Below are 12,817 nucleotides of genomic sequence, written 5' to 3' on the forward strand. Positions count from 1 at the left end.
TTTGCTGTCAAGTGATTATTTTCAGAAGCTTTCGAAGATTTCTTCAACAACTTCAACCACTTGCGCTTCCGATCTCTCGTTAGCGGGAGGCGAATTCTACAGCGTTACACGCTGCTGTCAACACCTCGTTTTCTCCGCTTTCGACCGAGAAGATCGAACCGTTGATAGAGCCAAACAACATCGCCCGATCAACTCCTTCTGGGCTTCGATGAACTGAAGCTATTCGCTGCCTAAATCTTCGTAACTTATTGTTTACCAAGGAGTTTTCAGTTTCGACTGCGCCGGAAGTGGGGCGAATTATAGACAGATACAATTTGCCGTCAACACTTAATTTGAGTTGACTATCAAATAGTTTGAAATCCCCATTTTCCTCTATATAAGTGAGAGCATCACGCAAAACTGAGCAATATATTGCCCAGCGACAAACAGTTAAGCATCATAGCGCCTTCCGCCTACCTACCGCCCGGACGTACCCCAATGACCACCTCACACCGCAGCCTGGCCTCGACATTGTTTCCTGTCGGCCTGCTGTTGATCGCCATGGCTTCCATCCAGTCCGGTGCCTCCTTGGCAAAAAGCATGTTCCCTGTCGTCGGCGCGCAAGGCACCACCACCCTGCGCCTGATTTTCGCCAGTGTGATCATGTTGCTTCTACTACGCCCATGGCGCGCCAAGCTGACGGCCAAGTCCCTGCGCACTGTCGTCATCTACGGGATGGCGTTAGGCGGCATGAACTTCCTCTTCTATATGTCCTTGCGCACTGTCCCGTTGGGTATTGCAGTGGCCCTGGAATTTACCGGACCGCTCGCTGTCGCCATCTATGCATCACGCCGAGCAGTAGACTTTCTATGGATCGGCCTTGCGATCACCGGCCTTCTCTTATTGATCCCAACGAATGAGGCCAGCAGCGGCATCGACCTGACCGGCGCAGCCTACGCACTCGGCGCCGGGATTTGCTGGGCGCTGTACATTCTGTTTGGCCAGAAGGCGGGTAACGACAATGGCGTCCAGACCGCAGCCCTCGGGGTCATGATTGCCGCATTGTTCGTCGCACCGATCGGCATTGTCCATGCAGGCACCGCGTTACTCACGCCAGCGTTGATTCCTGTCGCCATCGGTGTCGCCATTCTATCCACCGCTCTGCCCTACACATTGGAAATGGTCGCGCTCACTCGCCTTCCCGCCCGCACCTTCGGCACTCTGATGAGCATCGAACCCGCTTTCGGTGCACTTTCCGGCCTGTTTTTCCTGCATGAACATCTGTCCCTGGCGCAATGGCTTGCAATCACCTGCATCATTCTGGCTTCCGTAGGCGCCACTTTGACAATGCGCAACGAATCCAAACCTTTGGTGCCAGCCGATTGATCCGCATGAAAAGGTAGCTCTGGCAATTACCCCTCATTTAGGCCATGTTTAGCCAGCAAACAAATGTCACTTATGGAGAATTTCGACAAGGACAGCCTGAACGCTACAATCGAGAGCGAATAAAGCCTGCATCGAGCCTTTTGCGAAGCGGCTATAAGGATAGGAATGAAACGAATTTTGATACTGTTAATGATCGTGGGCATAGCTGGCTGTGCCGCGACCACCAAGACAGAAGTGAAACGGGGCAAAAAAGGGCTGCATATCAACTGTTCCGGCCTGTCCTCCTCCTGGGACCAGTGCTACACCAGTGCAACCCATTCATGCGGCGCCAAGGGCTATCGGATCATCGCAAAATCCGGTGACAACGCCGAGGAACCAGGAGATTACCCCTTCGGGATAAACCCGGCCGGTTATACCAGCCGTAGCATGATTGTGATCTGCAAGTAGCGCCGTTCGGCGACTAGAGTCGCCGACGCTTTAGTCCTGCACCCCGAGCTGCGACCGCTCAAATCGCAGCTGTACGTACCCGCAACCACTCCAAAGCGGCACCACTGAGCAGCGGGCTCAAGCGATCACGCACCTCGGCGTGGTAAGCGTTGAACCACTCCCGCTCGTCCGCCGTCAGCAGCGACGGTATCAGGCAACGGGTGTCGATCGGGCATAAGGTCAGGGTTTCAAACTTGAGGAACTCACCAAACTCCGTCTTGCCCGCCTCACGGTTCAACACCAGATTCTCGATACGCACGCCCCAACGACCTGGGCGATAAGTGCCCGGCTCGATTGAAGTAATCATGCCTGGCTGCATCGCCGTTTGCGGTGCAGTGGCGGCTTGGTAGGCGATCACCTGCGGGCCTTCATGCACATTCAGGAAATACCCTACGCCATGACCTGTGCCGTGACCGTAGTCCACACCTTCGGCCCAGATCGGCGCACGTGCGATGGCGTCCAGCAGTGGCGACAGAATGCCCTTGGGGAAATGCGCCCGGGACAAGGCGATCACCCCCTTGAGCACACGCGTGCAATCGCGTTTCTGCTCGTCACTCGGCGTACCGATCGGCACCATCCGTGTGATGTCCGTGGTGCCACCCAGATACTGGCCGCCCGAATCGATCAGTAGCAGGCCGTCACCTTCAATCACCGCATGCTCTTCTTCGGTCGCGTGGTAATGGGGCATGGCACCGTTGGCGTTGAACGCCGCGATAGTGTTGAAACTCAGCGATACGTAATCGGGACGGCGGGTACGCGCGGCGGTCAGGTGTTCGTCAATGGTCAGTTCGGTAATGCGTTCGCGACCCAGTGCACTGTCCAGCCAGGCGAAGAATTCGCACAGTGCCGCACCATCCTGTTCCATGGCCCGACGGATATGCTCCGCGTCGGCCAGGCTCTTGCGGGACTTGGCCAAGGTGGTCGGGTTCAGCCCCTCAACCAGCTTGACGCCGGCATCGAGGTTCTCCAGCAAACCGGCGGTCACGCGCGCCGGATCAATGTGCAGGCTTGCCCCCGCTGGCACGTCACGCAGTGCTTGTGCGACTTCGCTGTAGTCACGCAACGTCACGCCATCCTGCGCCAATACCGCGCGCAGTTCGCCATCCACTTTGTTCAGGGCCACAAACAATGTGGCCTGTGCCTGGCTGATCAAGGCAAAGGATACAAACACCGGGTTGAACGACACATCGCCGCCGCGCAGGTTGAACAACCAGGCGATGTCATCCAGGGTGGCGATGAAATGCCAGTCGGCGCCCTTCTCTTTCAAGCTGGCGCGAAGTGCCGCGAGTTTTTCGCCACGGCTGACGGTGGCTTGCGGCGGCAGATGCGGGTAGACCGGCTGGTTCGGCAGTGCCGGACGGTCTTTCCAGACCTCGTTCAGAAGGTCGATGTCCGTACGCAGCCGCGCTCCACGTTCTGCCAGCTTGGCGCTCAGGGTACGCGCCGAGGCCACCGCCATGACCGCGCCATCCACCGCCACCACACCGCCTTCCGGGGTTTGCTCGGCCAGCCATTCCAATGGGCCGGGTTGGCCTGGCTGCAACTTCACCAGTTCAATGCCGCTGCCCTTGAGCTCCTTGGTCGCTTGCTCCCAATAACGGCTGTCGGCCCACACCCCGGCAAAATCCGCCGTGACGATCAACGTTCCCACAGAGCCATGGAAACCGGACAACCATTGGCGTCCTTGCCAGTAACCCGGCAAGTATTCGGACAGGTGCGGGTCAGCCGACGGCACCAGCAAGGCATGAATGCCCTCGCGGCTCATCAGTTCGCGGGTATGCGCCAGGCGCTGGGGAACCGTTCCATGGGTCAAAGGCTGCGTACTCATTGTGTCTCCTGCTAACCACTCATAATTGTTATGTGAATCAAACGGCCCAAAACGCGGGTGCACTGGCCAGGGCTGCCTTGATCAGTTGCACGGCTGCATCGATATCCTGCTCGGTGGTGAACCGACCCAGGCTCAGGCGGATGGTACGTGCGGCGCTGCGAGCATCATGGCCCAGGGCCAGAAGCACGTGAGACGGCGCATTGCTGGCCGAATTGCAGGCCGAGGTCGCCGAAAAGGCAATGCCTGCGCTCAATGCGCTCGAGTTGAACTCCCCTTCAGCAAAGGTCAGGCTGAGTGTATGGGGAATGCGCTGCGTCGGGCTGCCATTGAGGCGCACGCCGGCAATCGGCTCCAATTGGTCGAGCAAACGCTGACGCAACGCGGCAATCATCGCTTTCTCTTCGACAAAGGACTGCGCAGCCAAGGCGAACGCCGCCCCCATCCCCGCGATCTGGTGGGTCGCCAGGGTGCCGGAGCGCAAGCCGCCCTCGTGACCACCGCCGTGAATCTGCGCCAACACTTTCTGCTGCGCACGCGGGCCGACATACAGCGCGCCGATGCCCTTGGGGCCGTACAGCTTGTGCGCGGAAAACGACATCAGGTCCACCGGCCATTCAGCCAGGTCGATGGCGACCTTGCCGGCCCCCTGCGCCGCATCCACATGCAACAGCGCGCCGTGTTCACGCACGCGCGCGCCAATGGCAGGGATGTCGTTCAAGGTGCCCAGTTCATTGTTCACCAGCATCAGCGATACCAGGAAGGTGTCCTCGCGCAACGCTTCACTCACTGCATCGGCGCTGATCAAACCTTCGGCGTCCGGCACTAGGTAGGTCACGGCCACCCCGGCTTCCTGCAACTGCCGCGCAGTGTCCAGCGTGGCCTTGTGCTCGATCTGGCTGGTGATGATATGCCCACCCGACACGCCGCGCGCCTGGGCGACGCCCTTGATCGCGAGGTTGTTGGATTCGGTGGCGCCGGAGGTCCAGACGATCTGCTCAGGACCGGCACCGACCAGATCGGCCACTTGGCGACGCGCCTGTTCAACCGTTTGCCGGGCCGCCTGGCCGAACGCATGGGAACTGGACGCCGGGTTGCCGAAATTGGCATGGAAGCCCAGGCACTCGACCATCACCTGGATGACTCGCTCATCCACCGGCGTGGTGGCGGCGTAGTCGAAATACAACGGACGTTTATTCATGACGTTAAAGACTCGCAGAGCGTATTCCCGAGAACAACGTCTCAGGGGCATCGATGGGAACAGAGGTCGTCAGGTTTAACCGATCGTATGCCATTGAAAGAAGATCACTGTAGGCAAATGTGCGTAGGAACGCTCCTGAAATCCAGCTTAACAGGCGCAAGTGACGTCATGGAAAACAAAAAGCCCGAGATTCCTTGTGGGAACCTCGGGCTTTTCGCCATTGAGCGCGGGCTCAACTGGGACGACCTTGCAACGTCACGCTGCGCTCGGCGTTCATTTCGCCCTGGCGATCAAAGCCAAAGGGCTTCTGTGGCTGGGCAGTCAGCGCGGCCCGTTGCTGTTGATATTCGTCAAACGACAGGCCGCGACGGCTCAGTGCTTCCAAGGCCAATTCCTTGGTTTCTTCGGCGGTGTAGGGGCGTAGTTCGGGCGAAGGGTGGGTTGCGCATCCGGCGAGCACGGAGCTGACAATCAACAAGCAAACAGCGAGAAAACGGTTCATGGCGAAGGTCCTGGGAAGAGGTTTCAAGTCGATGAACACAGGCTACTCCCGCCCTCGCACGGTTAAAAATCACCGCCCTTGATAGTCGCTATCAGCTATTCAGACACCTTCGATAGCCACCACCAAATATTCTATTTAGATCTATAAATATGGAAATACGTTCATTTACGGAATAACAAAGACCCTCTATAAATGGCTCCGGGCGTCACCACACTGTTCGCCACGCAACTGTTGCCCAAACAACAGCCGTTTAACGAAACATCCGGCAAACAACAGTTTCATTTGAGGAATACCGTGTGACAGCCAACTCCCAAAGTGTCCTGCCCTCCCCCTTGCAGACCGCACAGTTGCTGGCCGCCGAATTCGCCCTCACCGCCGTTGAGCGTGACGAACGCGGTGGCACGCCCAAGACCGAACGTGACGCGTTGCGTCAGAGCGGCTTGCTGGCGCTAAGCATTCCCACCCAGTACGGTGGCCTCGGCGCGCGCTGGAGTGAAACCCTGGAGGTCGTACGCGAATTCGCCAAGGTCGACAGTTCCATCGCCCATGTCTTCGGCTTTCATCACTTAATGCTCGCCACCGTGCGCCTGTTTGCCCGACCCGAGCAATGGCAACCCTGGTTCGAACAGACCGCGCGCAAAAGCTGGTTCTGGGGCAATGCCCTCAACCCCTTGGACACCCGCACGCTGGTCAAGAATTTCGGCGGCTGGCGCGAATTCTCCGGCAAGAAAAGTTTCTGCTCCGGTGCCAGCGACTCTGAAATGCTGATTGCCTCGGCGGTGGATGAAAGCGCCGGAGGCAAGCTGTTGATTGCCGCCATCCCCAGCGGACGCAGCGGCATCACTTTGCATAATGACTGGAACAATATCGGCCAGCGCCAAACCGACAGCGGCAGCGTGAGCTTCGAGCGGGTGCGCGTCGAAGAGTCGGAGCTGCTGCTCGACCCTGGGCCACTGAGCACACCCTTTGCCTGCCTGCGCCCGTTGATCGCCCAGCTGACCTTCACCCATATGTTCCTGGGCATTGCCGAAGGCGCCTTTGCGGAAGCGCGTCATTACACGCTCACCGAAACCCGCTCGTGGCATAAATCCACGGCCGACGACGTGCGCCAGGATCCTTACGTGCTGCATCACTACGGCGACTTCTGGGTGGCCCTGGAAGGTATACGCCTGCTGGTGGAGCGCGCTGCCGGGTTGCTCGACCAAGCCTGGGCCAAGGGGCCCCATTTGAGCGAACACGAGCGCGGGCAATTGGCGATTGCGATTGCCACCGCCAAGGTCGCCGCCACTCGCCAGGGCCTGGACCTGTGCAGCCGCCTGTTCGAAGTCACCGGCGCGCGGTCAACCCACGCCTCGCTGCGCCTGGACCGCCACTGGCGCAACCTGCGCACACAATCCCTGCATGACCCGGTGGACTACAAGCTCCACGAACTGGGGGACTGGGCATTGAATCAGTCCCTGCCGATTCCGACATTCTATTCCTGAGAGAGGTGCCCATGCAGCTTCTGACCCTACCGCCCTCACCCGCCCTCGCGACCTCGATTCGCGCCACGGCCCAGGTATTCGAAGACCCCAAGTCCCAGGCACTGCTCGATCACATCAGGCAAGTGGCTCCCAGTGAAGCCAGCGTACTGATCATCGGCGAGACCGGCACCGGTAAAGAGCTGGTGGCGCGGCATATCCATAACCTCAGTGCACGGCGCAACCGGCCGTTCGTGGCGGTCAATTGCGGGGCGTTCTCCGAATCCCTGGTCGAAGCCGAACTGTTCGGCCATGAAAAAGGCGCGTTTACCGGGGCCCTCAGCGCCAAGGCCGGCTGGTTCGAAGAGGCCGATGGGGGCACCTTGTTCCTCGATGAAATCGGCGACTTGCCGATGGCGATCCAGGTCAAGCTGTTGCGCGTCCTGCAAGAACGCGAAGTCGTGCGCCTGGGCTCGCGCAAGAGCATTCCAATTGATGTGCGCGTGCTCGCCGCGACCAATGTGCAACTGGAAAAGGCCATCAATGCCGGGCATTTCCGCGAAGACCTGTACTACCGCCTCGATGTGGTCAGCCTGGAACTCAGCCCGTTGCGCGAGCGCCCCGGCGATATCCTGGCGCTGACCCGGCATTTCATCGAAACCTACAGCCAGCGCCTGGGCTACGGCCCGATCACCATCAGCCGCGAGGCCGAGCACAAACTCAAGAGCTACAGCTGGCCGGGCAATATTCGCGAACTGGAAAACGTCATACACCACACGTTGTTGATCTGCCGTAACGGCGTGATCGAACGTGACGATTTGCGCCTGTCGAACCTGCGCATCGAGCGCCAGGACGATAGCCAGCAGGCCACCGACAACAGTGCCCAGGCGCTATTGGAGCGCGCCTTCCAAAAACTCTTCGAGGAACAGGCCGGCGCGCTGCATGAAAAGGTCGAAGACGCACTGCTGCGCGCCGCCTACCGTTTCAGCCATTACAACCAGGTGCACACCGCCAATCTGCTGGGCCTGAGCCGCAATGTCACGCGCACACGCCTGATCAAGATCGGCGAACTGGCAGTGAACAAACGCCGCCCGGGGGAAACCGTGCAGGGCGAGCGGATGCTGCATTTATCCATTTAAACGGCAGTGCAGAGCGTTGTCCTGGCTGCGCTCGAAGCTGCGCAGCACCTGAAACGAACCGAAGGTCACCGCCGTGGCCTGATGGGCGCGGATCAACGTCCAGAAATCTTCTTCGCCGTGCTCGAAGCATTTGAACGCCGCCTCGCCATCCTCACGCGAGCGCCATTGCAGGTAATTGAGCACTCGCCGGCCATCGTCGCTGACTTGCACACTCGCATTGATAAAGCCGGCATGGCGCTGGGCCAGACGCTCGCTCTGGGTAGACAAGGCCGCCACCAAGGCAAATTGTTGCTGGGGCTCGATCTGGAACTCGATCAACTGAGTGAAGCTGCGATTTTTCTCTGATACCTGCATGAACACTCCCCTTCCTTTGTAAGCAGAATCTTGCGATTCGATGCCGTGCAGGGTAAAACCTCTAGTTAAGTCAAGGTCAAGCGCGAATTCGGAGATTTTCATGCTCAACAAGGAACTCACCGTCGGCCAGCTGGCCGCCCGCAGTGGGGTGGCCGTCACGGCCTTGCACTTCTACGAGAGCAAGGGGCTGATCAAGAGCAACCGCAATGCCGGCAACCAACGGCGCTACCCCCGGGATGTGCTGCGGCGGGTGGTGGTGATCAAGATCGCCCAACGCCTGGGCATTCCGCTGGCGACGATTGGCCAAGCCCTGCAAACCCTGCCTGATGGACGCACGCCCACGGCGCAGGATTGGCAACGCTTATCGGCGCTGTGGCGGGAAGACCTGGATGAGCGCATCAACAAGCTGACGTTGCTGCGGGACAAACTCAGCGGCTGTATCGGCTGCGGGTGTCTGTCGCTGGAGGCATGCCCGCTGCGTAATCAGGGCGACAAGCTCGGTGAATGCGGCCCAGGCGCCCAATTGCTGGAGCCTAGCCCTTAGCCGGGAGCGTGTAATCGCCCGCTCACACTCGCCAGTCCCGCATCTCGTCGGTTGCTCGCAGGCCACGGTCGGCGTGGCCTATAGTGAAAAAGTCGTACCTCCCTGCCCCCCACCAAAGGAGAACGAAATGAGCGTTAAACCGATTCCCGAGGGTTTCCACAGCCTCACGCCCTACTTGGGCGTCGAACAAGCCGCCGAAGCCATTGAGTTTTACAAGAAGGCATTCAACGCCACCCAAGTCATGCGCCTGGATATGCCCGATGGCAGAGTGGGCCATGCTGAACTGCGCATAGGCGACTCGCCCATCATGCTTGGCTCGCCTTGCGATGAAAGTCCGTTCGGCAGCCCTCGCGACGGCCACACCAGCGTCGGCCTGCATTTATATGTGGCCGATGTCGACGCGCAGTACCAACAAGCCATCGCCGCGGGTGGTATTGCCGTCTCCGACCCCAAAGACCAGTTTTATGGCGACCGTACCGGCACGCTGAGAGACCCGTTCGGGCATGTCTGGTTTCTGGCCACCCACAAAGAAGACCTGACCGAAGCGCAGATCCGCCAACGCGCAATAGAGATGTTCAAGCAAGGCTGAGCCTGCAGGAGCGAGCGTGCTCGCTCCTGCATCACACTTCATGAACACCCCCTCCACGCTTTCCTCCTTGCCCCGAGCGCCGTGTGATTCCAGGATGCAGGCAATCATCACAAGGAGTCATTCCATGTTCGCCGGATTCCAAAAAGACCAGTGCCACGTCAACGGCGTCAGCATCAGTTACCGCAAAGGCGGTAGCGGTCCCGGCCTGCTCCTGCTGCACGGGCACCCGCAAACCCACGTCATCTGGCACAAAGTCGCCGAACAACTGGCCGCGCACTTCACCGTAGTGGCCGCCGACCTGCGCGGTTATGGTGACAGCAGCAAACCGCCGGCCAATGCGCTGCACACGAACTATTCGAAACGGGAAATGGCCCGGGACAGCGTCGAGCTGATGCGGGCCCTGGGCTTCGACTCCTTTTCAGTACTGGCCCACGACCGTGGCGCGCGCGTCGCCCATCGCCTGGCGCTGGACCATCCCCGGAGCGTGCAGCGCATGGTGCTGCTGGATATCGCGCCGACCCTGTCGATGTACGCACAAACCGATGAAGCCTTTGCCCGTGCCTACTGGCACTGGTTCTTCCTGATCCGCCCGGCGCCGCTGCCGGAGGCCCTGATCGAGAGCAACCCCGAACTGTACCTGCGCAGCGTAATGGGCAGCCGCAGCGCCGGCCTCAAACCCTTCACCGATGCAGCCTTTGCCGAGTACCTGCGTTGCCTGAGCCTGCCTGGCAGCGCCACCGGTATCTGCGAGGACTACCGCGCCTCTGCCGGTATCGACCTTGCGCACGACCAGGCCGACATCGACGCCGGCAACCAGCTGAACCTGCCGTTGCTGGTGCTGTGGGGCGCCGAAGGCACGGTCGGCCGCTGTTTCGAGCCACTCAAGGAATGGCAGCAAGTCGCCACCGATGTGCGCGGCAAGGCGCTGCCGGCCGGCCATTACCTTGCCGAGGAAGTGCCTGAATTGTTACTGGACGAAGTCCTGACCTTCCTTCGCTGAAGCCCTGATCCGCTTCCCCGCGCCGGCGCGCAAACGCCGGCGACGGGGTCTGCTTGCCTCAAAAAAGACCCGCGAGATAACAACAATGACAATCAGAAAACTGCTGGGAACCCTATATGTGCAGGTGCTCATCGCCATCGCGCTGGGCGTGCTGATCGGCCATGTACGGCCGCAGATCGGTATCGACCTCAAGCCGCTGGGCGACGGGTTTATCAAGCTGATCAAGATGATCATCGGCCCGATCATCTTCTGCACCGTGGTCAGTGGCATCACTAGCATGCACGACGTGAAGCAAGTGGGCCGGGTCGGTGGCAAGGCATTGCTGTACTTCGAGCTCGTATCCACCGTCGCCCTGTTGATCGGTATCCTGGCCGCGCACCTGTTGCACCCAGGCGAGGGCTTCAACATTGATGTCAAGACCCTCGACAGCTCGGCGATCGCAGGGTTTGTCGGCCAGGCTGAACATGGCGAAGGCATCACCGGCTTTCTGCTGCAGGTGATCCCCACGACGTTCTTCGACGCGTTCTCCAAAGGGGAAATCCTGCCCGTGCTGTTCGTTTCGGTGCTGTTCGGCATCGGCCTGGTGATGGTCGGCGAAAAGGCCCGGCCCCTGGTTGGCGTGATCAATCAGGCCAGCGAAGTGTTTTTCCGCATCGTGGGGATCATCAGCCGCGTCGCGCCTATCGGTGCCTTCGGCGCGATTGCCTTTACCATCGGCAAATACGGTGTGGGTTCGCTGCTACCGCTGCTGAAGCTGGTGGGCACGTTCTATGTCACCGCGTTTTTCTTCGTGGCCGTGGTGCTGGGCAGCATCGCCCGCTATGCCGGGTTCAGCATTTTCAAACTGTTGGGCTATATCAAGTCGGAATTGCTGATCGTGCTGGGGACCAGCTCTTCGGAGTCGGCATTGCCGCAACTGATCCAAAAGCTCGAAAGCCTGGGCGCGTCCAAGGGCGTGGTGGGTATCGTGGTGCCGACCGGCTATACCTTCAACCTGGACGGTACCAACATCTATATGACCCTGGCCGTGCTGTTTCTGGCGCAGGCCACCAACATTCACCTGCCGCTGGAACAACAGTTGACCCTGCTCGCGGTCGCCATGTTGACGTCCAAGGGCGCTGGTGCGGTGGTGGGCGCAGGCTTTGTGGCACTGGCGGCAAGCCTGGCGGTGGTGCCGACCGTCCCCGTGGCGGCGATGGTGCTGATCCTCGGCGTCGACCGCTTCATGGCCGAATGCCGTTCGCTGACCAATATCATCGGCAACGCAGTCGCTGCCCTGGTGGTGGCGGCCTGGGAAGGTGAGCTGGATCGCGAGAAGATGGCGCCGATTGCCCTCAAGCAGGGTCGCCATGCGCGGGCTGTGGCACAGGCAAAAATCTCCGCTGAGTAAGCGGTGCTATTCTGGCGGCTCATGCCGCCAGGTCTGTTTCTGATGACTCATAAGAAAGATACCGTGCCCCTACCCGAAGACCTGCGGGTGTTCCTGACCGTGATCCGCAAGGCCGGCTTTGCCGCCGCCGCCGATGAGCTGGGGTTGTCGCCGGCGTATGTCAGCAAGCGCATCCAGATCCTCGAGACCACCCTCGCCACCCGCCTGCTGCACCGCACCAGCCGCCGCATCGCGCTGACCGAGGACGGTGAGCGGGTGCAACGCTGGGCCGTGCGTATTCTCGAAGATTTCCAGCAACTGTCCGACGAGCTTTCGGACGCCCATGACAGCCCCAGAGGCCACCTGCACTTGTGCAGCAGTTTCGGCTTTGGTCGCAACCATGTGGCCCCCGCCCTGTCGTTGCTGGCCGAGCAGTACCCTGACCTGGAGGTGCGCCTGGACGTGTTCGACCGCGTGGTGGATATCGTCAGCGAAGGCTTCGACCTGGAGATCCGTGTCGGCGATGACATTCCCGGCCAGCACATCGGCCGGCGGCTGGTCAGCAACCGCCGCATACTCTGCGCCGCGCCCGCGTACTTGAAACGCCGAGGTACGCCGCAACACTTGAGTGAGCTGGAGCAACACGACTGCCTGGTCCTCAAGGAACGCGACAACCCGTTCGGTCTCTGGAACCTGGAGCGCGACGGCAGCCAGGAAAGCGTGCGCGTACGCGGGCCGCTGTCCTCCAACAACGGCGAAATCGTGATGCAGTGGGCATTGGATGGTCGCGGGATGCTGCTGCGCTCGATGTGGGATGTGAAGCCGTTGCTGGAGCAAGGCAAGCTGGTGCAGGTGCTGCACAGCTACACCCAAAGCGCCAACGTGTGGGCGGTGTACCCGACACGGTTGGCGCACTCCGGAAAGCTAAGGGCATGCGTGGAGTTTTTACAGGAGCATTTCAAAGGGCTGTCTATTTAGCCCTA

13 protein-coding genes and 1 pseudogene are annotated in these 12,817 nt (G+C 60.1%); 10 read left to right on the forward strand and 4 right to left on the reverse strand.

Features of this window, described 5'->3' with window-relative positions; translation table 11 throughout:
• The 3 genes and pseudogenes from JBE38_RS25605 to JBE38_RS25615 all read left to right on the forward strand — a co-directional run.
• Positions 1–217: pseudogene (locus JBE38_RS25605) on the forward strand (hypothetical protein); the annotation flags it as partial.
• Positions 218–477: 260 nt separating this feature from the next.
• Positions 478–1,365: a threonine/homoserine exporter RhtA gene (rhtA, locus tag JBE38_RS25610; protein WP_205345427.1), complete on the forward strand. Its 888-nt coding sequence runs from the start codon at positions 478–480 to the stop codon at positions 1,363–1,365.
• 165 nt (positions 1,366–1,530) lie between these two features.
• Complete coding sequence (locus JBE38_RS25615) at positions 1,531–1,812, forward strand: hypothetical protein (protein WP_205345428.1); 282 nt, start codon at positions 1,531–1,533, stop codon at positions 1,810–1,812.
• A 58-nt stretch (positions 1,813–1,870) separates the two neighbouring features.
• Here JBE38_RS25615 and JBE38_RS25620 read toward each other — a convergent pair whose 3' ends face one another.
• The 3 genes from JBE38_RS25620 to JBE38_RS25630 all read right to left on the reverse strand — a co-directional run bounded on the left by JBE38_RS25620 (position 1,871) and on the right by JBE38_RS25630 (position 5,379).
• Positions 1,871–3,679 carry an aminopeptidase P family protein gene (locus JBE38_RS25620; RefSeq protein ID WP_205345429.1) on the reverse strand — a complete coding sequence of 603 codons (1,809 nt, stop codon included), beginning with the start codon at positions 3,677–3,679 and terminating at the stop codon, positions 1,871–1,873.
• A gap of 37 nt (positions 3,680–3,716) precedes the next feature.
• On the reverse strand, positions 3,717–4,877 hold the full coding sequence (locus tag JBE38_RS25625; protein WP_090365843.1) for a cysteine desulfurase family protein: 1,161 nt from the start codon (positions 4,875–4,877) through the stop codon (positions 3,717–3,719).
• A 232-nt stretch (positions 4,878–5,109) separates the two neighbouring features.
• Positions 5,110–5,379 carry a hypothetical protein gene (locus JBE38_RS25630; RefSeq protein ID WP_060756994.1) on the reverse strand — a complete coding sequence of 90 codons (270 nt, stop codon included), beginning with the start codon at positions 5,377–5,379 and terminating at the stop codon, positions 5,110–5,112.
• A 296-nt stretch (positions 5,380–5,675) separates the two neighbouring features.
• Here JBE38_RS25630 and JBE38_RS25635 point away from each other — a divergent pair, with 296 nt between their 5' ends.
• Together JBE38_RS25635 and JBE38_RS25640 are read left to right on the forward strand one after the other, a co-directional pair.
• Complete coding sequence (locus JBE38_RS25635) at positions 5,676–6,863, forward strand: acyl-CoA dehydrogenase family protein (protein ID WP_060756993.1); 1,188 nt, start codon at positions 5,676–5,678, stop codon at positions 6,861–6,863.
• 11 nt (positions 6,864–6,874) lie between these two features.
• Positions 6,875–7,978, forward strand: coding sequence for a sigma-54 interaction domain-containing protein (locus JBE38_RS25640; protein ID WP_060756992.1), 1,104 nt, complete (start codon positions 6,875–6,877; stop codon positions 7,976–7,978).
• Here the strand turns inward: JBE38_RS25640 and JBE38_RS25645 are convergent.
• Positions 7,967–8,332 (reverse strand): antibiotic biosynthesis monooxygenase, encoded by a 366-nt coding sequence (locus tag JBE38_RS25645; RefSeq protein WP_205345430.1) that lies wholly within the window; start codon positions 8,330–8,332, stop codon positions 7,967–7,969. The two genes, JBE38_RS25640 and JBE38_RS25645, sit on opposite strands and share 12 nt — an antisense overlap.
• Before the next feature lie 100 nt (positions 8,333–8,432).
• Here JBE38_RS25645 and soxR point away from each other — a divergent pair, with 100 nt between their 5' ends.
• The 5 genes from soxR to JBE38_RS25670 all read left to right on the forward strand — a co-directional run bounded on the left by soxR (position 8,433) and on the right by JBE38_RS25670 (position 12,812).
• On the forward strand, positions 8,433–8,876 hold the full coding sequence (soxR, locus tag JBE38_RS25650; RefSeq protein WP_060756990.1) for a redox-sensitive transcriptional activator SoxR: 444 nt from the start codon (positions 8,433–8,435) through the stop codon (positions 8,874–8,876).
• Between the two features lie 127 nt (positions 8,877–9,003).
• Positions 9,004–9,465, forward strand: coding sequence for a VOC family protein (locus JBE38_RS25655; protein ID WP_205345431.1), 462 nt, complete (start codon positions 9,004–9,006; stop codon positions 9,463–9,465).
• Positions 9,466–9,589: 124 nt separating this feature from the next.
• Complete coding sequence (locus JBE38_RS25660; protein ID WP_060756988.1) at positions 9,590–10,465, forward strand: alpha/beta fold hydrolase; 876 nt, start codon at positions 9,590–9,592, stop codon at positions 10,463–10,465.
• A gap of 85 nt (positions 10,466–10,550) precedes the next feature.
• The gene (locus JBE38_RS25665) at positions 10,551–11,855 is read left to right on the forward strand and encodes a dicarboxylate/amino acid:cation symporter (protein WP_090365848.1); all 1,305 of its coding nucleotides are present in this window, start codon (positions 10,551–10,553) and stop codon (positions 11,853–11,855) included.
• Positions 11,856–11,897: 42 nt separating this feature from the next.
• Entirely contained in the window at positions 11,898–12,812 is a 915-nt protein-coding gene (locus JBE38_RS25670) for a LysR substrate-binding domain-containing protein (protein WP_205345432.1), read from the forward strand.
• Positions 12,813–12,817: the final 5 nt, after the last annotated feature.

The sequence above is a fragment of the Pseudomonas sp. ICBG1301 genome (assembly GCF_016918385.1).
Lineage (GTDB): Bacteria > Pseudomonadota > Gammaproteobacteria > Pseudomonadales > Pseudomonadaceae > Aquipseudomonas > Aquipseudomonas palleroniana.

Excerpts from the sequence above, each read along its gene's own strand:
- rhtA (WP_205345427.1), top strand. The coding sequence starts at position 478 with ATGACCACCTCACACCGCAGCCTGGCCTCGACATTGTTTCCTGTCGGC.
- JBE38_RS25615 (WP_205345428.1), top strand. The coding sequence starts at position 1,531 with ATGAAACGAATTTTGATACTGTTAATGATCGTGGGCATAGCTGGCTGT.
- JBE38_RS25620 (WP_205345429.1), bottom strand. The coding sequence starts at position 3,679 with ATGAGTACGCAGCCTTTGACCCATGGAACGGTTCCCCAGCGCCTGGCG.
- JBE38_RS25625 (WP_090365843.1), bottom strand. The coding sequence starts at position 4,877 with ATGAATAAACGTCCGTTGTATTTCGACTACGCCGCCACCACGCCGGTG.
- JBE38_RS25630 (WP_060756994.1), bottom strand. The coding sequence starts at position 5,379 with ATGAACCGTTTTCTCGCTGTTTGCTTGTTGATTGTCAGCTCCGTGCTC.
- JBE38_RS25640 (WP_060756992.1), top strand. The coding sequence starts at position 6,875 with ATGCAGCTTCTGACCCTACCGCCCTCACCCGCCCTCGCGACCTCGATT.
- JBE38_RS25645 (WP_205345430.1), bottom strand. The coding sequence starts at position 8,332 with ATGCAGGTATCAGAGAAAAATCGCAGCTTCACTCAGTTGATCGAGTTC.
- soxR (WP_060756990.1), top strand. The coding sequence starts at position 8,433 with ATGCTCAACAAGGAACTCACCGTCGGCCAGCTGGCCGCCCGCAGTGGG.
- JBE38_RS25655 (WP_205345431.1), top strand. The coding sequence starts at position 9,004 with ATGAGCGTTAAACCGATTCCCGAGGGTTTCCACAGCCTCACGCCCTAC.
- JBE38_RS25660 (WP_060756988.1), top strand. The coding sequence starts at position 9,590 with ATGTTCGCCGGATTCCAAAAAGACCAGTGCCACGTCAACGGCGTCAGC.
- JBE38_RS25665 (WP_090365848.1), top strand. The coding sequence starts at position 10,551 with ATGACAATCAGAAAACTGCTGGGAACCCTATATGTGCAGGTGCTCATC.
- JBE38_RS25670 (WP_205345432.1), top strand. The coding sequence starts at position 11,898 with ATGACTCATAAGAAAGATACCGTGCCCCTACCCGAAGACCTGCGGGTG.